19 protein-coding genes are annotated in these 23,099 nt (G+C 70.9%); 8 read left to right on the forward strand and 11 right to left on the reverse strand.

What is annotated here, in order from left to right:
• Positions 1–131: 131 nt before the first annotated feature.
• On the forward strand, positions 132–2,378 hold the full coding sequence (locus O0S08_RS22060) for a hypothetical protein (RefSeq protein WP_269041181.1): 2,247 nt from the start codon (positions 132–134) through the stop codon (positions 2,376–2,378).
• A 152-nt stretch (positions 2,379–2,530) separates the two neighbouring features.
• Here the strand turns inward: O0S08_RS22060 and O0S08_RS22065 are convergent, their stop codons facing one another.
• From O0S08_RS22065 to O0S08_RS22085, 5 genes are all read right to left on the reverse strand, one after another.
• A complete protein-coding gene (locus O0S08_RS22065) occupies positions 2,531–2,869 on the reverse strand; it encodes a hypothetical protein (RefSeq protein ID WP_269041182.1) in 339 nt (112 codons plus the stop codon).
• A 128-nt stretch (positions 2,870–2,997) separates the two neighbouring features.
• Positions 2,998–4,170, reverse strand: coding sequence for an FG-GAP repeat domain-containing protein (locus O0S08_RS22070; RefSeq protein WP_269041183.1), 1,173 nt, complete (start codon positions 4,168–4,170; stop codon positions 2,998–3,000).
• Positions 4,167–5,522, reverse strand: a complete 1,356-nt coding sequence (locus O0S08_RS22075) for an FG-GAP repeat domain-containing protein (protein WP_269041184.1) — start codon at positions 5,520–5,522, stop codon at positions 4,167–4,169. Before O0S08_RS22075 ends, O0S08_RS22070 begins: the two co-directional genes overlap by 4 nt.
• A 365-nt stretch (positions 5,523–5,887) precedes the next feature.
• Positions 5,888–7,855 (reverse strand): MYXO-CTERM sorting domain-containing protein, encoded by a 1,968-nt coding sequence (locus O0S08_RS22080; RefSeq protein ID WP_269041185.1) that lies wholly within the window; start codon positions 7,853–7,855, stop codon positions 5,888–5,890.
• 580 nt (positions 7,856–8,435) lie between these two features.
• Positions 8,436–9,926 carry a cytochrome P450 family protein gene (locus O0S08_RS22085; protein WP_269041186.1) on the reverse strand — a complete coding sequence of 497 codons (1,491 nt, stop codon included), beginning with the start codon at positions 9,924–9,926 and terminating at the stop codon, positions 8,436–8,438.
• Between the two features lie 820 nt (positions 9,927–10,746).
• On the opposite strand from O0S08_RS22085, the gene O0S08_RS22090 reads away from it, so the two are divergent.
• The gene (locus O0S08_RS22090) at positions 10,747–12,996 is read left to right on the forward strand and encodes a tetratricopeptide repeat protein (RefSeq protein WP_269041187.1); all 2,250 of its coding nucleotides are present in this window, start codon (positions 10,747–10,749) and stop codon (positions 12,994–12,996) included.
• A 54-nt stretch (positions 12,997–13,050) separates the two neighbouring features.
• Here O0S08_RS22090 and O0S08_RS22095 read toward each other — a convergent pair whose 3' ends face one another.
• The 4 genes from O0S08_RS22095 to O0S08_RS22110 all read right to left on the reverse strand — a co-directional run bounded on the left by O0S08_RS22095 (position 13,051) and on the right by O0S08_RS22110 (position 16,353).
• Positions 13,051–14,358, reverse strand: a complete 1,308-nt coding sequence (locus O0S08_RS22095; RefSeq protein ID WP_269041188.1) for an FG-GAP repeat domain-containing protein — start codon at positions 14,356–14,358, stop codon at positions 13,051–13,053.
• 82 nt (positions 14,359–14,440) lie between these two features.
• Entirely contained in the window at positions 14,441–15,202 is a 762-nt protein-coding gene (locus tag O0S08_RS22100) for a hypothetical protein (RefSeq protein WP_269041189.1), read from the reverse strand.
• Positions 15,159–15,311 carry a hypothetical protein gene (locus O0S08_RS22105; protein WP_269041190.1) on the reverse strand — a complete coding sequence of 51 codons (153 nt, stop codon included), beginning with the start codon at positions 15,309–15,311 and terminating at the stop codon, positions 15,159–15,161. The genes O0S08_RS22100 and O0S08_RS22105 overlap by 44 nt, the downstream gene beginning before the upstream one ends.
• A 76-nt stretch (positions 15,312–15,387) precedes the next feature.
• Positions 15,388–16,353: a hypothetical protein gene (locus O0S08_RS22110; RefSeq protein ID WP_269041191.1), complete on the reverse strand. Its 966-nt coding sequence runs from the start codon at positions 16,351–16,353 to the stop codon at positions 15,388–15,390.
• 183 nt (positions 16,354–16,536) lie between these two features.
• Between O0S08_RS22110 and O0S08_RS22115 the strand changes: the two genes are divergently transcribed.
• The 3 genes from O0S08_RS22115 to O0S08_RS22125 are packed head-to-tail and all read left to right on the forward strand — an operon-like array spanning position 16,537 to position 17,986.
• Entirely contained in the window at positions 16,537–16,722 is a 186-nt protein-coding gene (locus O0S08_RS22115; protein WP_269041192.1) for a hypothetical protein, read from the forward strand.
• Positions 16,668–17,774: a serine/threonine-protein kinase gene (locus O0S08_RS22120; RefSeq protein WP_269041193.1), complete on the forward strand. Its 1,107-nt coding sequence runs from the start codon at positions 16,668–16,670 to the stop codon at positions 17,772–17,774. The genes O0S08_RS22115 and O0S08_RS22120 overlap by 55 nt, the downstream gene beginning before the upstream one ends.
• Positions 17,775–17,797: 23 nt before the next feature.
• Positions 17,798–17,986 (forward strand): hypothetical protein, encoded by a 189-nt coding sequence (locus O0S08_RS22125; RefSeq protein WP_269041194.1) that lies wholly within the window; start codon positions 17,798–17,800, stop codon positions 17,984–17,986.
• 495 nt (positions 17,987–18,481) lie between these two features.
• On the opposite strand, the gene O0S08_RS22130 is transcribed toward O0S08_RS22125, so the two are convergent.
• A complete protein-coding gene (locus O0S08_RS22130; RefSeq protein ID WP_269041195.1) occupies positions 18,482–19,021 on the reverse strand; it encodes a hypothetical protein in 540 nt (179 codons plus the stop codon).
• A gap of 159 nt (positions 19,022–19,180) precedes the next feature.
• Between O0S08_RS22130 and O0S08_RS22135 the strand changes: the two genes are divergently transcribed.
• Positions 19,181–21,214, forward strand: coding sequence for a choice-of-anchor L domain-containing protein (locus O0S08_RS22135; protein WP_269041196.1), 2,034 nt, complete (start codon positions 19,181–19,183; stop codon positions 21,212–21,214).
• A gap of 136 nt (positions 21,215–21,350) precedes the next feature.
• A complete protein-coding gene (locus tag O0S08_RS22140; protein WP_269041197.1) occupies positions 21,351–21,788 on the forward strand; it encodes a hypothetical protein in 438 nt (145 codons plus the stop codon).
• Positions 21,789–22,184: 396 nt separating this feature from the next.
• Here the strand turns inward: O0S08_RS22140 and O0S08_RS22145 are convergent, their stop codons facing one another.
• Complete coding sequence (locus O0S08_RS22145; protein WP_269041198.1) at positions 22,185–22,433, reverse strand: hypothetical protein; 249 nt, start codon at positions 22,431–22,433, stop codon at positions 22,185–22,187.
• 232 nt (positions 22,434–22,665) lie between these two features.
• Between O0S08_RS22145 and O0S08_RS22150 the strand changes: the two genes are divergently transcribed.
• On the forward strand, positions 22,666–22,929 hold the full coding sequence (locus tag O0S08_RS22150) for a hypothetical protein (RefSeq protein ID WP_269041199.1): 264 nt from the start codon (positions 22,666–22,668) through the stop codon (positions 22,927–22,929).
• The last annotated feature ends 170 nt before the right edge of the window (positions 22,930–23,099 follow it).

A 23,099-nucleotide genomic window follows, 5' to 3' on the forward strand; every position in this document is an offset into this window, starting at 1 on the left:
TGTTCGTCCGGGGGTTCGTTCGTGGCGAGCGCAGGAATACGGACCGGGGAAGCGGCGCGCGGGACCGCGGTCGCGCGTGTAGCGATCGCGGCGCTTGTCGCGGCGCCGGCTGCCGGTTTAGAACCGTCGCCATGTCGCCCCCCCGCCCCGCCTCCGTCCCGGAAACCGCAACCTTCGACGTCAGCGACCAGCTCTGGGAAGTGGGCGAGCGCGACGCCGAGAACCGGAAGATCGGAGCGTGGACCTACTGGCGTCCGGACGGCAGCAAGGAGTGCGAGGAGGCGTGGGGCGACGGTCGCACGTATATGTCCTACCGGCGCTTCCACCCCGACGGGAGCGTCGCGCAGAGCAGCGCGAAAGATCTGGTGCGCGACCTCTGGGTCGGCCGCCCGCGCTGGACCCGGCTCGACGGCGAGAGCCCGGAGGACCGCTACTGGCCCGTCCGCGGCACCCCGGGCGCCCGCGCCTACGAGATGACGCTCGACGCCGACGGCTGGGTCGTCGACGAGCGGCTGTTCGACGCTGCCGGCGCCCGCATCACCCAGGGCGGCGCCCCCTTTCCGCCGATCCCCGCGGGCTTGCCCGACAACGCCTTCGTCGCCAACGGCGATCGCGTGTGGGTGTCGCAGTCGCGCTCGCTCGACAACGCCCGCCGCCGCGGCGCTTACGCCGTCTGGGATCGCAACGGCGTCCTGCAGGAGCGGCAGCAGTTCGACGACGCCGGCGCCGAGAAGCCGCTGCGCCGCGAGCAGTACAGGAACGGCGCGCTGTGGAGCCTCGTCGAGCAGCGCGGCGCCGAGCGGGTGCAGAGCTTCTTCCGCCAGCGCGACGGCGGCGAGCCGGTCCTGCGCTCCAGCACGATCTACCGCGACGGCGACCGGGACCGCGAGGAGACGCTCTACGACAAGGACGGCGTCCGCCGCTTCTCGGTGCGGATGGAGGAAGTGGCCCCGGGCCACGTGCGCCGCTACGACGACGGCCGGCTCGTGTTCGAGGCGATCTGGGACCGCGGCGCGCCCGCGGTGCCGCCGCAGAAGGTCGAGTACTACGACGAAGGCGGCGCGCTCCTGGTGGACTACCGGTCGCTCGGCGACGGCAAGGGCGAGCTGCGCCTCCACCTCGGCGGCGCGCCCCAGGTCTTGCCGATCGACGACGAGGCCGACCGCAACGAGTACGGCAATTGGAGCCGATTACTGCCCGGCTTCGCCCACTACGAGGCCGACCGAACCAAGCGCGACTGGCAGGTGGTGACCGAGCGGTTCCTCGGCGCTCTCGACGAGCGCCGCTTCGCCGAGTTCCTGGCGGCGCAGCCCATCCCCGACGCGTTCGCCCCCACCCTCGGGCGCGTCGACTGGGCCACCACCCGTGCTGCGGGCGATGGCCCTGCCATCGACAGGTTGCTCGTCACCTTGCTGGGCGACGACGCCGCTGCTGCCCGGCGGGCGCACGAGCTCCTGTGGGCCGCGATCGAGCAGCAGGACTGCGTGTTTGCGGCCACCTACGCCGTCGCCGAGACCCTGGCGCGACTCCTGCCCGTCGTGACCGAAGAAGCGCCGCGCCGTCGTGTGCTCAAGAACCTCGCCGACATCGTCTGCTTGCCGGCCCTGGCGCACGAGGACGAGCAGCGCTTCGCCGACGTCGTGGCGGCCGCGCGGGCGGTGTTGCCCGAGCTCGCCGCCTTCGTGCGGACCGCGGACGACGCCGACGGTCGCGCGGTGATGCATCTGCTGGCGCGGCTCGGCGAGCCCGAGGCCCTGCGCGCCCGCCTCGACGACGCCGGCGCCTCGGTCGAGACCCGCGCCTTCGCGGCGTGCGCTCTCGGTGCGTGCCGCGGCCTGACCGAGGAGCAGCGGGCCGAGACGGTCCAGCACCTGCGCCGCGCCTTCGACGGCGAACCGGACCCCGGCATCCAGGTCGTCCTCGGCCTGCTCGTCCGCCTGACCGGCAGCGAGGACGCCCCCCGCGACCCCGCCATCGACGCCCTGCTCGTCCATTACATCCTGCACCCCGCGGAGCAGGACCGGCTGTTCGCCGCGTGGCGCCCGGTGATCGGCTTCCTCGGCGACGACATCCCGTCGATGCTGATGCGCGCGATCCCTCCCGAAGTGCGACTCGAGCACATCGACGCCATGCTCGATCGCCTGCCGGCGCGCGGCTCCCTCGATCAGGCCACCGACCTCGACATCCTGTTCGCCACCCTGTTCCCCGCGGGTGCCGACCAGGAGCTCTCGCCGCTGCACCGCAAGGCGCTGCGGATCGCCGCCGACCTCGTCGACGAGCACCCCGGCTTCGTCAATCACGGCGAGATCTTCCGCAAGCACGCGCTGCCGTGGGACAGCTTTCGGCTGCGCGAGCTGGCCCGCGTCGGCACCGAGTAGCGTGGCCGCGTCGGCGTCCGCACGACCTGTCCCCGAGGCCATCCCGGCCCGCCGCCGCAGCGCGCGTCCGCCGACCGACCCCTCACGCCATCGAAGTCTTGGGCCTCATTGCCGACGCGATCATCGTCGGCGGCCCGCTCATGCACAGGCTCCTAGGTGGGCGGGCCGGGATACACACCCCACGGCACATAGGGGTTGCGCTCGTGGCCGCGGACCCGCTTCGCGGCCATCGTGATCAGGAGCTCCCCGCTCTCCATCGCCAGCACGCGCGCCCCGACCCACGACACCACCGCCGACGGCGGGCCCACGGCGATGAGCGGTCGCGCCGGCCCGTCCTCGAAGCGGACCGCGACCAAATGGCCGGCGGCGTCGAGCGCGAGGCACACGTCGCGCATCGCCGGCGCCGGCGAGCGCACCTCGACCGTGCGGACGCGCAGGGTGTCGCCGGCGGGCTCGTAAAGCACTGACGTCGCGGCGTGCGAGGGCTGCATCGGGCCAACCTGTATCACGCCGGGAGACACGCCGCCAGCCGCAGGCGCGCCCTCCCCTGCCGTTCGCAACTGCCTCCGGCTGCGGCGCGCCGTCATGTCCAGGATCGAATCGATGATCGCGCGTGCGCTCATGGCGACGAGCGCAGGAGGCGAAGCGTGGGGGAGCCGCCGGGGCGGAAGGCAGAGAAGACGAGGTCGTCGCGATCGTCGCCGTCGACGTCGGCGCAGACGATCCGCCCCACCCCTCGGCCGCTCCGGAGGACCTTCGGCTCGCGGACCCGGGCGTCGGCGGCGACCTCGAAGCGGGTGAGCCAGCCGTACGAGCTGAGGTCGCGCGTCACGACGATCTCGGGGCGCTCGTCGCCGTCGAGCTCGCACACGGCAAAGCTCGAGCCGTGCGGGCCGTAGTGCTCGGGGAGAGCGATGCCCTGAGGCGCAGCGAAGGCTCCGCCGCCGAGGCCGCGCAGAGTGACGAGCCCGCCGACGTGCAAGACCACGAGGTCGAGGGTGCCATCGACGTCGAGGTCGGCGACGGCGAGGGCGAACGGCTGGTCACCGACGGGGAGCAGCGTCTGCGAGAGAAAGCCGCCGAGACCGTCGCCGCGGAGCAGGCTGAGGTCGTCGGTGCCGACGTTGGCGGTGACGAGGTCGAGGGCGCCGTCGGCGTCGAGGTCGGCGGCGACGATGTCGACCGGCTCGCCCCCCAGGCCCAGCGGCGGCCGCAGATCGAAGGACCCGCTGGCGTGTCCGTGGAGGCGGAGCAGAACGTTCGCGCCGGGCAAGAACAGGTCGTCGAGGCCGTCGGCGTCGGCGTCGGCGACCGCGAGGGCGACGCCGGCGGCGGGGGTGTCGAGCGCCTCGTGCGGCCCGTGCAGCGGGTCGCGGAGCAGGACGACGTGTCCGCTCCAGAGGGCCGCGAGGTCGCGCGCGCCGTCGCCGTCGAAGTCCCCGCCGACGATCGCGCTCGCATACGAGTTGAAGCCGTCACCGAGGCCGATCGGCGCGTCGAAGCTGCCGTCGCCACGGCCGCGCAGCAGCTGGACCGCGGCCGTGTAGGCGCTGGTGACGAGGTCGATGTGCCCGTCCTCGTCGAGGTCGAGCAACGTGAAGCCGTCGGCGACGACGTCGAGATCGATCTCGGCGGGCGCGTCGTCGAGAGCGTCGGTCGTCGTGCCGGTGGTGCTGCTCGTGCTCGGAGCGACCGGCCCGAGGGTGGTCGACGTGGAGCCGTCGGAGTCGCCCGCGAGCGGCGCGGGCGTGCAGGCGACGAGCGCGAGGGCGAGGACGCTGCGGCGCTTCATGGCGCGCTCTCCAGGTAGTAGATGCCGCCGTCGTTGTACGCCGAGAGGTAGTGGCCGAACACGAGGTCGAGGCGGCCGTCGCCGTTGAAGTCGCCGAAGTGGGGCTGCAGCACCTGCTGGGCGTGGACGAGCGTGGCGGCCAGAGTGAAGCCTTGCTGGTGGTCGCCGGTGAGCAGGCGCGTGCGGGCGGTCTGATGCTCGGGGTTGTTGTAGTCGGTGCCGTGGACGAGGATCTCGAGCAGGCCGTCCTCGCCGTCGAGGTCGACGGCGGCGATCGCCTGACCGACGAACGCGGGGCCGATCGGCTCGAGCGGTCCGTATTCGCCAGGGACGACGGCGATGGCGACGGCGATGTCGGCCTCGCGGAGCAGGACGAGGTCGCGGTTCAGGTCGCCGTCGAGGTCGGCGATGGTGAGCGCCTCGAGCCGCTGGTCGCTGGCGACGAGCGGCGCCGCTTCGGCAAAGCCGCCGTGGCCGTCGCCGCGGTGATACTGGACGCCGCCATCCTCGGAGCAGGCCCGGACCAGGTCGACGAAGGCGTCACCGTCGAGGTCGTCCACCTGGTCGATGCTGCAAGTCGGCGGCAGGGTGATCGTCTGGCCGGGCACGAAGCCGCCGAGCCCGTCTCCCAGGAGCACCTGCGCGAGACCATGGTCGTGCGCGATCAGGTCGGGGTCGCCGTCGGCGTCGAGGTCGGCGGCAGTGAGGCGAGAGGTCGCGGAAAGATCCGGTACGAGCACGACTTCCTGCGGGCCGAAGCTTCGTCCGCCGCGGCCGCGAAGCAGACTGAAGCCGTCGTTCCCCGCGAGGATGTCGAGATGCCCGTCCATGTCGAAGTCGGCGACGGCGACCGACCAGGGGGACGAGAGGACCGCGTGCTCGACAGGACACGCGAGCGGCCGCGTGCTGCCGCCGTAGTGGACCACCGCGCGCGACTCGTAGGCGCAGGCGCTGACGATGTCGTCGAAGCCGTCGTGATCCAGGTCGACGAGGACGACGTCGACGCTGTCACTGCACGAGCAATCGACCAGCAGCGGGTAGAACGGCGCCGGCGCGGTGAACGGGTCGACGTCGCACACCTCGGCGGCGGCGGGCCAGCTGGAGGCGCACGAGTGCTCGCAATCGGCGGCGAGCGGCTGCTGCTCGCACGCGGGATCGGGGAGATCGGGGTACGGGATGTCGAACTTCGGCCCCGTCGCAACTTCGGGGCTGCCGGTGCTCGTGCCGCTCGTGCTCGTCGTCGTGACCACGTCGTCGGCCGTGGTGCCCTCGGCAGGCGGCTGATAGTAGCTGGAGAGGCACGCGGCGGTGAGTGCGAGCGCGAGGACCGGGACCGCGTGCGCGCGCTGCATGTCCATACGGTACACGAGTCGAGCGGGACACGACGGCCGCGGCCGCGCCCTCGCCCGCGACGCTCGACCGCTCCCAGCGCGACCGGGGGGGCCGCCCCCAGCGCTCGAAACGAGCACGGGTGCGGCTGGCGATGCACCCGGGCGCGCTGCACCAGGCTCTGTTGGGCTCCAGCCTGGGGAGATGGCGCGCCGTGGGGCAGCCTTGGCGCCGGGCCGCCGAGCTGGCCGCGGCCGCAGCCGAGGCGGCCGCCAGCCTTCACGCGTGGGACTGATTCACCGCCGATGCGTCGATGCGTGCGTGGTGCTGATCCGTCCGTACAGCTCGCCGTCCCACGGGTTCGTCCACTACCCCCGCGAGGGCGTCGCTACGTCCGCCTCCGCCGGCGGAGGCTGAGCGCACCGAGACCGGCGAGCATGCCCCACGCACCGGTGTCGTCGCTGCGACAGCCGCATCCGCCGGTGTCGCTCGTGCCCGCGGTGCCAGACGCGCTGTCGGACGTGCTCGCGGAGGTTTCTCCGGTGCCCGCGGTCTCGCCGGAGCCGCCGCCCGTGGTGGGTGGGCCCTCGGTCGCTCCGGTTCCGCCGCCGGAGTTGCCGGAGCCTCCGCTCGTGGTCGGGCCGCTCGCGCTGCTGTCGGAGCCGCTGGTCCCGGTGCTGCCGCCGCTGCTCGCGTCGGTGGCGCTCGAGTCGCTGGTGGTTCCGCCGCCGGTCGTGCCGTCGGACGCACTCCCGCCGCCGGTCGTGGTCATGCCGCCGGTGGTGTCGGTGTCTCCTCCCAGGCCGTACTCGGTCATCGCCGCCGCCTCGACGCTCAGCAGGTTGACGCCGGCGCGGTAGCCGAGCGTGACGGTGTTGACGTAGGCGCCGAAATCCGCCAGCTCCACGGTGACGCTGACCGTGCCGCCTTCGTCCTGGCCGAGGTTGCCGAGGTCCCAGGTGACGACGCCGTTGGCGTACATGCCGTTGTCGGTCGCCGAGACGAAGGTGACGCCGGGCGGCAGCGTGTCGGTCAGCGTCGCGTCCAGCGCCGTCATCGCCCCCATGTTGGCGTACTCGATGTCGAACGTGACCATCGGCGTGTCGACCGTCGGCGGCGCGAGCTTGTTGAGGTCGATCGCCGGCAGGCCCTCGGCGGTCGCGCACGGGGCCTCGAACAGCGAATTGAGGAACAGCCGCGCCCCCTGGCTCTTGGCGTTGGCCGAGATCGGGACCTTCACGTCGTACTCGTGACCGCCCAGGTAGCTGACCTTGCCCGCGGTCAGGCACGCGGCGGAGATCGAGGGGCTGTCCTTGATCTGCGGGCAAATGCCGTCGATGAAGCCGGTCATCCACACGTCGTTGACGCCGATCGGCGTCCCCTTCGCGGTGATGTACACGATGTCGCCGCCCTTGTAGCTGTCACCGGGCGGCAGGGTGTACGCCGGCTCGCTGCCGCCGACCGACTGGAACGGACCGTCGATCTGCGCGAACGGAGTATCGCCCTGGTAGTAGTCGTACGTGTTCGGCTGAGCCCCGATCAAGAAGCCCTTGGGGGTGAGGAAGAATCCGTGCGGCGCGAGGTTCTCGAACGCGTTGACCGCCTGGCACTCGGCGAACAGGTGCGTCGGGTGCTGCAGGAACTCGCGCATCTCGGCGACGACCTCGGGGTTGGCCTGCGCATCGTTGACGCCCCAGTGCATCGACATGAACTGGCAGTAGACAGGATCACCGTCTTCGTCGAACAGGTCGCCGTCGCTGTGGTCGTCGATCGTCGGGCCCGCCAGCTCGAGCGGATCGAGCATGTCGGGGCTGGTGTCGGGCCACAGCGGGTTTCCGGCCGAGTCCGGGATCTTCGCCGCCATCATGTACTTGCGCGCGATCTTCTGGTTGCCGTCGGCCATCATTGCGATCGTCGGCGCGACGACGAGGAGACGCGCCACGTCGCCGCTGAAGGCCGCGGTCGCCTCGTGTACCGTCGTGTTGACGTTCTTCGCCTGCCATGCCTCGACGATCGGCATCGCCGCCGCAGCGTCGGCGGCGTCGATCACCCACGGGCCGCCGCGGTAGCCGTGCGCCGGGATCGCCGTGCCCGTACGGACGTCGGCGCTCGTCGCCGTGAAGTCGATCTCGCTATACCCCTTGCCGACCTTGATCACCCAGCGGACCGGCACGCCCTGCCGGAGGAGCTCGTACACGAGGCCGTAGGCCTCGAACATGCCGAGGTCCTGGTACGTGGTGTCCATCGGCACGATGAGCGAGCCGGCGGCGAAGTCGTCGGCCGCGGCCGACGACGGCGCGAGTCCCACGGCTGCGGCCGCGAGGATGAGTGAGAGACGAGTCTTCGTGTTCCGCATGTGCATGAACGATGATCCTCTGCGATACGAGGGCGGTCGCGGTCTGCCGATGAGCTCGAGCGCGACTGTGCCGCCGACCGAACTGCGCCTTACCGGCGCCGACGGCGGTGCCCCAGGAGGATCGGGCCGAGCGACGCGCCGAACCCACGGACATCACGCGCGTCGCGACGACAGGCGCATCCCTGCCCCCATCTTGCCCACAGGTCTCTCCTGCAGACTCCCGAGTCCGGTCTCGCCGGCGCTGCTGTCCGAAGTCGCTCTGGACTTCCGCGCTCGGTCGCCTGCGCCGGCGGAGGGACGAGCTCGGCGGCGGGATCGAGGATCCGCGCGAGCTCGATGCCGTGGACGTGGTGCTCAGTCGTTCTGCCGTCACCCACGTCGATGCCAGCACCCCCGCTCGACGTCGACGCCCTCGCAGCGCCCCGGGCGCACCCGGGACACCGCGCCGATGAGTCTCGTGGAGGTGCATAGGCACGGCCGCGAACACCTCCGAGAGCGGCTGGCAGGCGCCCAATGCGTCCGCGAGCCGCTCTGAGGACCTGCGCGAACGCTCTGTCCGAGCACCCTCCTCGCAGGAAGATTACTTGGACCGCTTGAACGTGAGGTTGTCGTGGAGCACGGTCCCCGGGTTGACGGGAATTTCCGCCGGCTGCTCGAGCTCGAGTTTGACGAACGAGATCTTGTCCTTCCAGATCTTGCGAAGGAACTCCTTGATGAACTCCACCGTGATGTACTCCCCGGCGCAGCGGCGATAGCCGAATCCGAAGGGCGCGTAGCCGGCCGTGTCGCACACCGGATGCGGCTCGCCGTCGACGACCCCGTACACCGCACCGAAGGCGCTGTTGGTCATCTCGCCCGTACGGCCGTCCTTGAGGTCGAAGGAGGCCTTGGCGAAGGGGCAGCGCGCCAGGCCGATCTTCTTGGCCCGCGCCTCATCGTTGTCGACGCTCGTCGGCGCAGTCTTGTAGCGATCCGGGTCGAATTCCTCCGGGTGGATCCAGTGCCGGGGATCCATGCTGGTCTGGCGGTGGGGCGTGGTGATGGTGCTGAACTCGGCGCCGAGCAGCTGGCGGTGTCGATGCAGCGAGGACAGGCTCCCGTCGTTCGGTGAGATCGTCCGGAACAGCTCCATCACGAATCGTTCGAGCGGCGGGAACGCGCCGCCGTCGGGCTTGTCCGGCCCGGCCTTCATCGTCTTCTCGAACCAGGCCCGCACTTTCGGATCGCCGTACTTCGGCTCCAGCTTGGCGGCGACATTGTAGATCATGTTGCCCCACTGGCTGAGCGCCAGGAAGTTGTGGAAACATTCGAACACGATGTCGATCCGGCGGAAGTTCTCGCCCAATTCGCCGTTCTTGAGCCAGTAATAGACGAAGGTCCGGTCGGCGTCGGGCTGCGTGCCGTCGATGATCCGCTGCACGCGATCGTCGAGCCAATCCTTGAGCGCCTGACGCGAGGCACGCGCGCTCATGTAGGCGTCGCGGACGATCTCCAGCGTCGGGAACCAGTAGCCGAGCACGGTATTGAAGCCGGCGCTGAATTGTCGGACCGCCGCCGGGATCTCGTCGCCCGTGGCGCCGACATGGAGGTCCCAGTAGAGATCGTCGTAGTATTCGAAATATCGGCCCATCATCGGCTCGCCGGCGCCGGCGTGGCTGAGGAGCTTGTCGAAGAAGCCCGTGATCTTGCCACGGTACTTGGTCTCCACCAGATCCGGCGTATTCGCCGAGACATAGATCTTCTTGCGCTCGTTGTCGGGCCCGCGGCGCTCGAAGCCCTGAAAGAAGACGCTGAGGCCCTCCTCGTCCGGGTTCGGCTGCCAGCCGTCGTACAGCAAGCCCCACAGGTTGACAGGGATCGCCTTCTCCTTGCTGAGCAGCAGATCGATCATGGGCAAGGTGGGCCGCTCGGCGAAGAAGCTGCTGCTGAGCAGGAACGGCGCCGCGGCGCCGCGGACGTAGTCCGGCGGGAACGAACCCGGCAACAGCCCGACAGGGTATGCGTCCGCCGGCAGCTCCTGCGCTCGCTCGCTCCCTGACTTCGTGGGTGGTGGCTTCTTGTTCTCGGTCATGCCTCGCTCCTCTCGCTCTGCTCTGGTCTGTGCTGGCCGTGAGCCGCGCCCGGCTCGATCGTCGCAACTTCGTGGGCGACGAGCCTCGGGTCGAGCGCACGCGTCGGCAGCGTCCAAGGGCCGCCCGCGCGGCGCGGCGATCACACGCGCGTCCGCCGGGCGACACGGCCCGCCGGCGAGGTGTCGCGCACCCCGTCGACTCCGAATGGGCCCAGTCTGTGACAGTCGCCACGAGCCGGAGCGAGGCGTCCGATCCGTCCAATGAATCGGTGAATGCGAAATCGAGCGCCCTCGCTGCGCAGGAGACGCCCCGCGAATGCGCTATTTCGGGCGAGGGCGTGCGGACTGCGGCGTCAAGTCGTACACGCGCGGCTGTCTGCCTCGCGCCCCCGACAATGCCCTGCGGCGACTTCTTCGGCCTGCATCCACGACCGAGAGTCGATTGCCCATCGAATGTTATGGCCTGCGGTGGTGGTGTGTGCATTCCGGGGGGGTGGGCCGAGACAGTCGGGTCGAGAAGTAACCGCCGCGCCGCGCCGGCGCTCGCGGACGACCGATCCCCGCGACGAGCACGTGCTCGCCGATCGAGGCTGTCCCTTCGACCATGTCCCCGAGGTCCTGTCGCACCCGGCCGCGCCGACGGGCCCCTCGCTCGCCGCGGGGCTGGCCGCGAGACGCGAGCGAGGAGGCGGCTCCCGGCCGGCGCGGCTCGGTGGGTGTCGTCGCCGACATCTCGGACGACAGTCCTCGCCCGCCGGCGCAGCGCGGTCCCGACGCTTGACGGCGAGGCATGCCTCGCCTAGAGAGGGTGCGCGCTCGCATGAACATCTGGAAGTGGATCGACGACCTCGAGCCCGAACTGCGCGCCGCCGGGCACCAGGAGCTGGCCGAACTGATGCGCGAGCTCCCGCGCGCGGCCGCCTCCGATCGGCACGATCGCGTCGACGCTCTCGCGCCCGTCGCCCTCGCGCTCGCCCGCGCCGCTCGGCTCCCGTGGGTCGAGGTCTTCGTGCGCCACTGGCACCTGCAGAGCCGCGTCCTCCACCGCGCGCAGGGGGACATGGCCCTCGGGGAAGCCGTCGCGCTCGTCGACTTCTCGCACGGCGAGGCCGCCCGCGGCTGTCCGCAGGCCGTATGCACCGTGCAGGATCTCGCCGCCTGTTACGCCTGGGTCGACGGCCCGGGCTACGCGCCGGAGCGGATCGCAGTCTCGCGCGAGACCCTGAGCCGCATCGACCCGAGCTGGCCGTGCTACGCCTGCATCAGCAACGAGCTCGCCGGCGCCCTGCGTGACCAGGACGCCCCTCAGGCCTGCATCGACTTCCTCGACGAGCAACGGCGGGTGATGGCGCCAGATCGCCGCGAGCTGCTGCCGCAGCGGATCGGCGCGCTCATCCAGCTCGGTCGCGTCGAAGAGGCGCTGGCCGCCTGTCAGGAGGCGATCGCCCACGGCCGTGGCGACGACCACGCGCGTCGGGCCCGGCGGATCGACCTCGCCCGGATCTACGCCCGAATGGGCCGGGCCGAGGACGCGATGCGGGAAGTACCTGTCCCTGAGGACATCCTCCCGCTCCCCGCCCTCTACGGGATCTACACCGACGCCCAGGTCCAACTCGTCGCCATCGGCGCGCGACCCAACGACCGCGCCCTCGATCGGCTGCTCCAGCGCTTCATCACCCGCCTGGAGGCCCAGGGCTCGTTCGACGGGCCGTTTCAGCTCGCAGCCGACGCGGTCGACCTCGCCTGCCGCCGCGGCTCGCCTGCGGTCGCCCGCCTCCACCTCGCCACCATGGAGCGGCTCGCCACCAAGCTGCGTCGGCCGCTCGACCGGCTCGACCGCCTCGCCCGCGCGCGTCTGTCCCTCGAGACAGCCGAGAGTCAGCCGGTCGCCGCGCGCCCGTCAGACCCCGAGGACATCCTGCGAGTCCGCGCCGCCGCCAGCGCCGCACGCCCGGGCGACCGCGTGCTCGCCCGTCGCCACGCCGCCACGCTCTTCGACCTCGGCTTCGCCGGCGAGTCGGCCGCGCTGCTCGAGCGCTTGCTCGCCGAACGGCCCGACCTGGACGTCGCCCGCTTGCTCGAGAGCGCCTACCTGGCGGCCGGCGAGTCCGACCGCCACCGCGCCCTCGGCGAGCGCCTGCTGGCGGCCGGCGACGACGCTTCGCGCCGCGTCGGGCGGTGGATCAGCGCCCGGCGTCTCGCCCGCCTCGGCGACCTCGCGGGCAGCAACGAGCACCTCGTCGCGCTCGCCACCGATGCGCGTGACGCCGTCGCCGCGCGCCTGCTCCACGCCAGAAACGCCCGCGAGCAGCGCGACTGGCCCGTGGTCTTGCGCTTGATCGACGAGGTGCTCGCGCTCGACCCCAACCTCGGCGGTGGCGTCCATCACTGCGACCGCATGCTCGCCGCCACCTTGCTCGGTGCGTGGGACAAGGTCCGCGACAGCGCCGCTCGCCTCGGGATGACGGTCGCCGGCGACTCTGGCCCGATCGACGAGCGCTGGGAGGTGTGCAAGATCCGCGTCGTTCACCCCGACGGCGAGCTGCAGGATCTGTGGGCCCGCCGCTCGGGCCCTTGCACCGCGAAGCTCCTCGAGATCTCCTCGCTCCGGTACCCGCAGCGTCATGGCGATCAAGTCGCTTTCGATTCCCTCGGTGTCGGCGACGAGCCGGGTCCGAACGAAGCCGACCCGCCCGTCATGATCTACGCCGAGCTCGCCACGCTCGCGCGCGGGGGCTACTTCGCGTTTCGCATCGATGGTGTCCATCCCGGCGAGGCCGCGCTCGCCGGACTGCGCCGCGTCGTCGAGGCTCACCGCGGCGCGCTCCAGGTCCAGAGCGGTTCTCGCTATCGCGTCGTCTCGCCGGAAGGCAGCGAGCATCCGGGGCTCTGCGCCCATATCGTCTATCCGGCCGACGTCGAACTCGCGCGCGCCGCAGCGGCCCTCGACGCCCATGCCCGGACCCTGCCCGGTCCGCTCATGTGGCCCGAGCTCGCCGAAGCTGCCGGCGATGACGAGACCTGCGGCCGCCACCTCAGGCTCGTGGGCGCCTGGGGCCTCGACTCCTGAGCGGCGCGCCGGCCACTCGCTCGCACTCCCCTCCCCCGGCCCATGCCCCCGCGATCACGGGCTGAAGAGCAGCAGCGTGGGCTCGTCGGCGAGGGCGACCACGAGCTCGACCTGGAAGCTCCCGACGACGTCGGCGGCGGTGACGAGCGGCGGGGCCGCGGTGCCGCTCGGCAGGGTGTAACTCCGCTCGCACTGGAACCCACCGGCGTCGTCGCCGAACAGGACGAGGACGGAGTCGGAGGGGGTGGCGGCGACGAGGTCGGGGGCGTCGTCGCCGTCGAAGTCGACGAAGCTGCCGCCGAGCAGCGGGAGCGAGGTGGAGAAGGCCATGGGCTCGGACCAGGCGGCATTGCCCTGACCGCGCCACGCGAGGACGCTGCCGGCTCCGTCCTCGATCCGCGTGGCGGCCAGGTGGACGCCGCCCAGGTTCGAGCCGTGGACCCGCGTGACGCCGGGCGGGACGACCAGGGGCGTGTCGAGCATGAAGCCACCGTTGCCGTCGCCCCGGGCGACGGTGAGGTCGGTGCCGGCGGGCAGCGGCGCGCCGACGAGGTCGGCGAGGCCGTTGCCGTCGAGGTCGAGGACGGCGGCGCCGACATCGGTGACGACGTCGACGATGGCCTGGCCCGGCATGAGGCCGCCCATGCCGTCGCCGCGGAAGACGACGAGCTGGCGGGCGGCGCTGTCGACGGCGAGGACGTCGGAAAAGGCGTCGCCGTCGACCCGGGCGACCGCGAGCGCGCGCATCAGGTTGTCGGTGGCGACCTCGCCGGTGAGGTCGAAGGAGACGTCGTGGTTGGCGAGGACGACGACCTTGTTGGGAGCGCCGCCGGCGACGACGAGATCGGGCTGAGCGTCGCCGTCGAGGTCGCCGGCGGCCAGGCTGTAGTCCGCGGTGGGGTCGCCCACCGACGAGATCCCGTAGTAGTAGATCTCGTTGCCGATGATGCTCAGGTGGAAGTTGACGCCGTGCGAGCCGGGCTCGGCGGTGATGACGTCGTTGCGCATGTCGCCGTTGACGTCGAGCACTGCGAGGCCGGTCGCGGGCGCCCCCAGCGGGAAGGTGACGACCTCGAGCGGCGGCGCGGGACAGGGCGAGAGCGGGGCCGCCGGCAGGACGCACACCCCCTCCTCGCAGGCGTAGCCGCCGTCGCACTCGGCGTCGTCCTGACACTGCGGCGGCTCGCCCGTGGTCGGCTCGCCGGTGCCCGACGTGGTGGGGCCGGCCGTCGTGGCGGGGGCGGCCGTCGTGCTCTCGCCGCTGCTGGTGTCCTCGGTGTCGCCTGTCGCCGGCGAGTTGGGGCAACCGAGGGCGGCGACGAGCGTGAGCACGGCCCCGCCGTACCATGACGAGTTTTTCATCGCGAGAGATTGCCACACGCGCGACGCCGCGGCCAACGCGGCGCCGCGCTCGTCGAGGGCCGAGGGCGGAGCCTCGCGGCCGTCACGGCCTGCACTCGCACTGGACCGAGTAGTGGTCGAACGGGTTGTTGATGTCCATGTCGATGCAGGGCCCGCCGGGGGCGCCCATGCTGCTGAACGTCTCGACGCACTGCTGTCCCTCCGGACAGGGCCATTCGGACAGGGGGTCGGCCTTCCGCGGCTTGCAGTTCCACGCGCACTTGCCTTCGTCCCCGCACCACAGCGTCACGCAATCCGTGCTGGGCTGGTCCCAGTCGGTCGGGTCCTGGGCGCACGTCTCGCCCGGCATCTTGTAGTCGCCGGAGTTCTCCGGCCAGCAGTACCAATCTGTGCCCCAGCCGCCGCGGACGCACAGGAACCCGGGCGAGCACTCGTAGGGCGGGAACACGAACGGCCCCGCCGGCGGGGTCGGCTCCTCCTCGTATTCGCACGGGGTGACGCACGTGGGCTCGTCGCCGACGAGCCCGCAGACGCCGCTCTTGCAGCCCTTCTCCAGCGCCTCGCACGGCTCGCCGAGCTCCCGCTTCGGCTTGCAGGCGCCGGCCCAGCAGTACTCGTCCTCGGTGCAGTCGGCATGGTCGCCGCACTCCTGACACCAGGTGTCGATGCACTTCAGTCCGGTGGGGCAGTCGCCGTCGCCGGCGCACTTCATCAGCCCCGGGCCGGTCGTCGGGCCGGTGGCGCTCGCGTCCGAAGTCGGGCCCGTCGAGCCCGTGTTCCCGTCGGTTCCGCCCGAAGAATCACCACAGCCGACGAGGATCGCCACCAGCAAGAATCTGCGCATGCCGCACGATAGCAAACAACCCGGCGCGCTCGATCTCCTCGTCCGAGCGCAGTTGCCAGCGGTGCAGCGCGAAGGCCGCGGCGATCGACTGCGTGCCGGCCTCGGCCATTCCCGGCGAGCTTCGCACGGCGGCCGACCGCCGGCCACCGCGAAGTCGATCAGCATGGTGCAGGGCACGAGCGCGCTCACGCCCTGCGGGTGAGCTCGTCGAGCCGGGCGCTCAGATCCAAGACGTCGCCGCCGAGGGCGCGACAGTCCTCGATCCAGCGCCGGGCGTTCTCCACGCTGGCGCCGGTCCGTCGCGCCGCGATCGCCTCCAGCTCGAGGTCGGCTTCGCAGCGTCGGTGGTCGGCCACGAACCTGCGCAGGGCCTCGTCCAGCGGATGGGAGCGCAGCAGCGGAACCAAGACGTCGCCGACGCGCTCGTCGAGGTCGTCGGGATGGTCGTGCACGTAGCAGGTGCCACGTACGATCCAGACCTCGTAGCGAAGCATCTGCGTGACGCAGTAGAAGCGGACGTCTTCCACCAGTGGCGCGAGCTCCTCGAACAGCTGCAAGAGCGCCGAGCGACGGAACCTCCCTGCGATGTCGGTGAGGCGCCACGGCGACCGAAAGCTGTCCATGAACGGCCACGTGTAGTCCTCGAATAGGCGATACCCGCGCGAGAGGAAGCGGTCGTACGCTGCTTTCGCCGCGGCGTGGTGCTCGTCGGCCCAGCGCAGCTCGACGTTGTAGCGTCCAATCCGTGGGCCCAGGCCCTCGAAGTACAGCTCGCTGTCCGTGCCCTTCTCGTGTCGACCTTCGGCCAGCCGTTGCAACACCCGTTGCTCGTACTCGTCCCACGCGCCGCAGGCGGGTGGTTGCCACTCGGCGTGGTCACCGATCGCATCGGCAAGCGCCATCCAGTAGCGGCGCGCCTCCTCGTCGTATGGCTTCTTCTTCTGCGACAGGAGCCCGCGCAGCAAGTCCGGATGAAAGGGTGCGTGCGGCAGCAGCAGCAGCAGCTCGTGGTGTGCGGCGTGGCGGGTGCTCTTGTCGCGCAGGCGCATGAGAGCTCGGCGCAGGCGCTCCTCGACCTGTGCGCGCGAGAGCAAGCGAGCCCGGTGGAGCTCGAAGGCATCGCGCACGGTTTGCAAGGGAGACTCGAGCATGTGGGGCGAGTGTGTCATCGGTGAGCGATGCGGTCGACCCGGTGGCCATCAACGCGAAGGATGAGCATGCTCGAGGCCCCTCGACGAGGCGTCGCCGGTGGACCTGTCGGAGTTCTTCGTCGGCTGCGTCGTTGTCGGCGCAAGCGCAGCGCCCGCGCGTCGCTCCGGCAGCAGCGCACCACGGTGGAAGATGCCAGCGCGAAGATCGTGGAGGCGCAGCTGCGCGCCCCGGTCGCCAAGGCGATCTCGCGCCGCTACGTCGACGCGGGCGCCACGCTCGAGCTGGTGACGCCCGATCGGTTATCCTCGCCCGCGTGGGCGAGTTTCACGTCGACGGGCTCGGGGTCGTTCGCCACTGTGAGCAGGTGAGGGCCGGCGCCTTCGATCTGTACCGCGGCGAACTCGAGGGCGTCGCGGTGGCGATCAAGGTCAAGGGCCTCGGGTTTCCCAAAGACAACGCATACGTCGCCGAGCACTCGGTCGTCTTCTCGCGCCTCTATTCCGCGATCGGCTACGCCGGCAGGTTTGCCGAGCGCGCCCCCGGCGAGGAGCTGCTCGCCCACGAAGCCGAGCGGATCCGGGCGACGGCCGGCACGTGGAACCACGACGTCCTCGCCGCCGGCCCCGTGCGCTCGCGCGAGGGCGAACCCGGCGTGTTCGGGCTGGTGATGCCGTGGCACCCGGGCCCGACCCTCGCCGAGCTGTCGCGGCGCGAGCAGCGGCAGCTTTTGCCGCGCATGATGATCTCGCTGTGGAAGTCGCTCGCCGCCGCGGCTCACGGCGACCTCCACGGCAGCAACATCATCCTCGCCCCGGAGCGCGACCGCTTCGTGCTGATCGATCCGGCGGTGTTCCTCGTCGAGCACGATCTCCACGCCTCCGGCGACAGCCACAGCCGCTGTTCATTCACCACGCGCCCCCGCTACTACCCGTTGCTGCCGCCGTACTACCTGCCCCGCGCGCGGCTGCGCGACGCTCCCTCGTTGACCTCGCAATTCGAGGCGTTCCGCTGGGCGCTGTCCGGTTGCCAGCTCGTCGCGCCCGGCTGCACCACCGGCGGCGCCACCAGGGGCTTCGCCGAGCAGCCCGTCGCACGCGACGAACCCGGCCCGGCGGACCTGCTCGCCGCCGGCATCCTGTACTACGAGGCGCTCACCGGCGAGCACCCGTTCCACGACGAGGAATTCACCGAGCCCGGCTGGCTCGGCGGCGTGTGCCTCGAGGGCTTCCGGGGCAGCGATACCGGCTTCGACGCCGCGCTCTACCGCCTTGCCCGCCCGGTCGTGCGGCCGACTGCACGCGCGAGCGACGTCCACCCGGACGAGTCGGCGCTGGCGATGGCGCTGCTCGAGCTCCGCGTCCTCGACGTCGACACGCTGGCGGCCCTCGCGTACCCGGCGGCCGCAGCCGCGCTTCGCTGATCGCCGCAGGGCGAGGCGTCGCGGTGTCCGAGGCGTTTCAGGCCGACCCGGAGGTGCCGCTCCTCGCGTCGCTGGCCTGCGAGGCTCCAGCTCCGGCGTGGCGCTTCGAGTCGCGCAGGGCCGGCATCGCCGTCGTGTTCCCTGGTGAGCCCACCGTCACCGTCGAGCAGCAGCTCACCCGTGGCGCGGCTCGGCGAAAGTTTCACCGGTGAGCATCGAGTACCCCAGCGCGGCCCTTGCACCGGCGCTCATGTTCTTGAGCGCCGGCGCGGCCATCGAACATGGCCGAAAGGTCATGTCATGGTGAAGGTCATCCCCCTCCATCGACCCGAACGTGAGGTAATTTAGCCAATGGAAAACCTTGTTGTTGCCGACACGCGAGGCCGCGCTCTCGGGCCTTGTGGCGGAGGTCCCGGACGGCACGCGCTGGGGCCGCTACGCAACTCGCGGCGCGCGCCGATACACACACAGCACGCTCGGCGGAGGTGGAGGGATCAAGCTCTTGAGCGCCTCGAGATTGAGGATCTCGAGAGCCCGACCACGCAGCTGCAGCAGGCCCTGGTTCCGGAAGTAGATCAGCACGACATTCGACCCCTTGCCGCGTGCTGCCGAGGGTCTGCTGCGTCACCCGCAAGCTGAGTGACCCGGGGGGCAGCTCCTGTACCAAGTAGGCCGCGACCTTCTGCTCGGCGAGCCGCCGTTGCGCCTCATGAGAGTGCGCTCGCTCGGACGTTGCTGACGTCGGGCTGGTCGGCTCGGAGTACGGCGGCGAGCTCGTCGGCGAGCTCGCCCTGGTCGTCGCCGATGTCGCCGGCGAGCTCGCGTGCGGTGGGTCCACGGGTCCTCGCCGCGAGGTGCCCCCGCTCCGTCGCGCCGGCCCGCAGCACTTCGCCGCCGGCGGGGTCGAACGCTGCCGCGGAGATCGCAAACGGAACGACACGCGCGTGCCCTTCGACCACCCCGCCGCCCTGGACCCGGCGCCACGCGTCGCGGATTTCGCAGTGCACCAGGGCCAGCAGGAGCTCGCCGGAGCCGGGCTCGCTGGAGTGACGGGCCGCGCGGGCCATGCCGCCGTCGCGGTCCTCGTCGACCGCGAAGAAGCTCCAGTTTGCCGGGTACGACGGCGAAGTGCGGGCCTGCAGCGAGCTCCAGTTCGCCGGGTACGACGGCGAAGTGCGGGCCTGCAGCTCCAGATCGCGGTTACGACCGCGAAGGGCGGGCCTGCAGGCCAGATCGCCGGGTTTCACCGCGACGCCGGCGACCGTGCCAGGCCGGCCCGCGGTGCGCTCCCGGGTGCCGGGTTACGACAGCGACAGCGACCGCGCGGCCTCTGCGCTTCTCGGTCCTCGGTCGCGCTCTTTGCTGGTTCGTTGCAGCGCCCCCGGGCCCCGGCCTATCTTGAAATCATGCGTGTTCGTCTTCTTGGCTTCGTCCCCCTCGGCTCCGCCCTCGTCTTGCTGTCCTCCGCGTGTGGCGATGATGACCCCCAGGTCACCGGTGTCACGAACACCTCGCCGATGACATCGATCACCACCGTCACCGCCACCGACGCGCAGACGTCGACGACGGGGCCCGAGCCGGGCACGACCGCGCCGACGACCACCGACGGCACCGAGACCACCGGCGAGCCGTCGACCGACGCGACCACCACGCCGACGACGACGATGAGCGGCTGCGTGCCCGACTGTCCCGAAGGCCAGTACTGCGCCGGCGACAGCTGCCAGCCCGGGTGCGACGGCGACGAGGATTGCACCGCGCCCGCCACCTGCGACCTCGCCGACCACACGTGCAAGGGTTGCAGCGCCGATGCCGCATGTCCTCTCGGACAGGTATGCAAGGACAGCGCGTGTGTGCCCGGCTGCAACGACATGCAGCCGTGCGAGGGCGGCCTGGCCTGCTGCGCCGAGGCCTGCGTCGACCCGCTGAACGACCCGGCCCACTGCGGCGGCTGCGAACCGTGCCCGGCGCTGCCGAACGCCGAGGCCAGCTGCGCGATGGGCCAGTGCGGCCTCGGGGCCTGCACGGCCGGCTTCGCCGACTGCGACAACAACCCCAACAACGGCTGCGAGACCCAGGGCGAGTGCCAGTGCACGCCGGGCGCCACCGAGGCCTGCTACTCGGGCCCCGACGGCACCCAGGACGTCGGCATCTGCAAGGGCGGCATGCACACCTGCAACCCCGAGGGCACCGGCTGGGGCCCGTGCGACGGTGAGGTCCTGCCGGGCGCGACCGACCTCTGCAGCAACGGCCTCGACGACGACTGCGACGGCCAGGTCGACGAGGACGCCGACGTCGACGGCGACGGCTGGACCGTGTGCGGCGGCGACTGCTGCGACGAGATCGGCCCGACCTGCCTCAACCCCGAAATTGTCAACCCGGGCGCGTTCGAGGTCCTCGGCAACACCGTCGACGACGACTGCGACGGCATGCAGGACAACGTGATCCCCGCGTGCGACGGCGGCCTGCCCAGCAACTCGAACGACGCGCTGCAGTACGCCCGCGCGATCGACCTGTGCCAGTTCACCACCGAGAACCCGCCGATCAAGGACAAGAAGTGGGGCGTGATCTCGGGCGGGTTCAGCCGCTCGAACGGCGCCGGCGCCCCGGCCGCGGCGGCCAAGTCGATCCGCCCCGGCTTCGGCAGCGTGATCGTGCCGCAGAAGAACGCCAGCCTGGCGGTGCTCTCGACCGGCAACGCCGCCGACTCCAACGACGTGATGCCGGCCTACTCGGCGTTCCAGGGCGGCACGCAGCTCGGCACCTCGGCCGCGGTGCCGGCCGACTGGCTGGCCGCCAACGGCAACAACTTCCCCAACGCGCCCGGCTGCCCGGCGCCGCAGGGCGGAGCGACCGGCCAGGACACGATCCAGCTCAAGCTGCGGGTCCGCGTGCCGACCAACGCGCTGTCGTTCAGCGCCTACGTGTACTTCTTCTCGAGCGAGTACCCCGAGTGGGTGTGCAGCCCGTACAACGACTTCTTCCTGACGCTGGTCGACGGCCAGGGCGCGGGCAACCCCGCCGACAAGAACGTCGCCATCTACAAGAACCAGAACAACCAGCTGTTCCCGCTCGGCGTCAACATCCTCAAGGGCGCGCCCGGCCTGTTCACGCAGTGCAAGAACGGCCAGATCAGCTGCGGCTACCCGCCGGCCGGCACTTACAACAGCTGCGTCGGCAACGCCGAGCTCGCGGGCACCGGCTTCCACCTCACCAACCCGGCGCCGCAGTTCATCAACGACCCCGGCTACTGCGGTACCAACAATCAGGTCGGCGGCGGCACCGGCTGGCTCAAGATGTCGGGCAACGTCAAGCCCGGCGAGACGATGGAGCTCCGGTTCGTCCTGTGGGACACCGGCGACCCGTGGTACGACTCGCTGGTGCTGCTCGACAATTTCGAGTGGTCGCTGCAAGCCTCGCAGCCCGGCGTGACGCCCGGCTGAGGCTGTGAATCATGGGACATGTCCGAACGGGCATGTCCTGCGAGCGCGCGGGCGCTCGGCGGCGACGCCGGCGAGCGTCCGGCTGAAGGCGTGGCTGGCTCCGGTTCGGCCCGCGGGTTGCAAGCTCGGCGCGAGGATGTCATCTTCCTCGATCGTCATGCACCGCTGCGGCCTCGTCGTCCTCCTCGCCATGACCGGGTGTTACGAGCCCCTGGACGAGGAGGAGGACTACGCCGAGGTGTACGTGGTCCCGCCCGGCGTCGACGACTCGGTGTGGGGCGTGCTGCCCGGCGAGCTCGACTACCTCGAGGGCGAGCGCCTGGTCGTCCGCGCCTTCTTCCACTACGAAGGCAAACTGAAGCGCCCGACGTGCGAGATCGCCGTCGTCGGCGACGCTCTGACGATTCAGACCTCCGTCGAATACAAACACGTCCGCGGCGACGGAGGCCTCTGGTACGCCCGCACGGAGTGCCAGACCGGGCCGATGGACGCCGGCACCTATACGATCGTCTTCGACGGCCGCGAGCGCAGCTTGACGATCCCCAGCACCGCCGAGCCGCCGTCGTTTCGCTGAGCCGAGCCGTGACCCATGGGCCGTCGAGCCGCCGTCGTTTCGGGGAGCCGAGCCGTGACCCACGGGCGTCTGGCCCAGCTCCCCCGGCCCCGGCTCGGCCCCTCACCGGCACCCGCCCGGCAGCGCCTCAGCCTCGCTCCAGGGCGGCCAGGTAGGCCACCAAGAACTCCGGCAAGCTGCTGTGGCTCGGGTGCGAGAATTCGCCGTAGTGCTCGGTCCTGTAAAGGGGGCTGACCATGACACCCCCGATCCGCTCCGCCACGTCCCTGCGTGCGAGCAAACCGCAGCTCGTCTCGCGCGCCCGGTCTCCGTACCAGTCGACGTATCGGCCCTCACCGATGGCCGCGGCCAGGCGGTAGTCCTCCAGCTCCTTCCGCACGCTGCCCCGGGTCGCGTTCACGAGGACGATGCGCCGACCGAGCGCGGGGGGAATCTCGAGCTCCCCATCGGGAAAGGACGAAAGTACACGAGGAATCCCTCTGCCGGGGCATCGGCGAGGACCCCCTCGACAATCGGCACCGGGCGACCGGCGGCCAGGCTCAGCGCCTCGGCGAACTCGTCCACGTGATCGAAGACTCGCGGAGTCACCTCGGTGGGATGCAGGGGCCGGTCGGGTGCGGGCGCGACGATGGCGGTCAATCTCATGGCTGCTTCAGGGCGACGAATCGAACGCGACGCGATCTGCCCCGCTGCCGGATGTCGGGGCCGAGCCGATGCCGCGCCTTCGGGCGAAAAAAGTTCCCAGAACTTTGGATCGGAGCGGAGGGGCCGCGCCTCTTTCTCCTGGCGAGCTCGTGCTGGCCGGGTCGCTCTCACCGCGCCGATTGCGCCACGCGCCGGGCCTACAGACCCACCCCAAATCCCAAGGAGACACGCGATGATTTTCCCGAACACCACCGTCAGGGCGCCGGACCAGATCATCATGGCCACCAGCACCACGTTCGACGTCGTCGGGATCGAGCGACCTGCGCACGTGTCTGGCGGTACGTGGACGATCAGACCGAAACCGGGCGATTTCTGCTTCCTGATGGTGTCGAACGGGGGAGAGACGATGACCTGGCACGTCATGTTGCAGCAAGAGAACAGCGGCGAGGGAACCTCGTCGTCTCCCTACGTCTTCGAGGTCCTCCCGCGCTCGTAGGCCGCGCATCGATCGGCTGCCGCGCCACGAATGAGCGGGGCGAGGTCGTCCGTCTCGTCGCCGTGGCTCGGGCCAAGGCGAGTACGAGCCGTCCGACTTCGATCCGATGGACATGTTCATGACCATAGAGACATGTTTTTAAGAACATGTCCTCAACGCCAGCCGACGCG

Origin of the sequence: Nannocystis punicea, from assembly GCF_026965555.1 — a bacterium.
GTDB lineage: Bacteria > Myxococcota_A > Polyangia > Nannocystales > Nannocystaceae > Nannocystis > Nannocystis punicea.

Bases quoted from the DNA above. Each gene is read 5' to 3' on its own strand.
- O0S08_RS22070 (WP_269041183.1), bottom strand. From the start codon at position 4,170: ATGAAGCGCCGCAGCGTCCTCGCCCTCGCGCTCGTCGCCTGCACGCCC.
- O0S08_RS22140 (WP_269041197.1), top strand. From the start codon at position 21,351: ATGTCATCTTCCTCGATCGTCATGCACCGCTGCGGCCTCGTCGTCCTC.
- O0S08_RS22075 (WP_269041184.1), bottom strand. From the start codon at position 5,522: ATGCAGCGCGCGCACGCGGTCCCGGTCCTCGCGCTCGCACTCACCGCC.
- O0S08_RS22095 (WP_269041188.1), bottom strand. From the start codon at position 14,358: ATGAAAAACTCGTCATGGTACGGCGGGGCCGTGCTCACGCTCGTCGCC.
- O0S08_RS22065 (WP_269041182.1), bottom strand. From the start codon at position 2,869: ATGCAGCCCTCGCACGCCGCGACGTCAGTGCTTTACGAGCCCGCCGGC.
- O0S08_RS22110 (WP_269041191.1), bottom strand. From the start codon at position 16,353: ATGCTCGAGTCTCCCTTGCAAACCGTGCGCGATGCCTTCGAGCTCCAC.
- O0S08_RS22090 (WP_269041187.1), top strand. From the start codon at position 10,747: ATGAACATCTGGAAGTGGATCGACGACCTCGAGCCCGAACTGCGCGCC.
- O0S08_RS22105 (WP_269041190.1), bottom strand. From the start codon at position 15,311: ATGGCCGAGGCCGGCACGCAGTCGATCGCCGCGGCCTTCGCGCTGCAC.
- O0S08_RS22145 (WP_269041198.1), bottom strand. From the start codon at position 22,433: ATGAGATTGACCGCCATCGTCGCGCCCGCACCCGACCGGCCCCTGCAT.
- O0S08_RS22100 (WP_269041189.1), bottom strand. From the start codon at position 15,202: ATGCGCAGATTCTTGCTGGTGGCGATCCTCGTCGGCTGTGGTGATTCT.
- O0S08_RS22080 (WP_269041185.1), bottom strand. From the start codon at position 7,855: ATGCGGAACACGAAGACTCGTCTCTCACTCATCCTCGCGGCCGCAGCC.
- O0S08_RS22085 (WP_269041186.1), bottom strand. From the start codon at position 9,926: ATGACCGAGAACAAGAAGCCACCACCCACGAAGTCAGGGAGCGAGCGA.
- O0S08_RS22060 (WP_269041181.1), top strand. From the start codon at position 132: ATGTCGCCCCCCCGCCCCGCCTCCGTCCCGGAAACCGCAACCTTCGAC.
- O0S08_RS22150 (WP_269041199.1), top strand. From the start codon at position 22,666: ATGATTTTCCCGAACACCACCGTCAGGGCGCCGGACCAGATCATCATG.
- O0S08_RS22135 (WP_269041196.1), top strand. From the start codon at position 19,181: ATGCGTGTTCGTCTTCTTGGCTTCGTCCCCCTCGGCTCCGCCCTCGTC.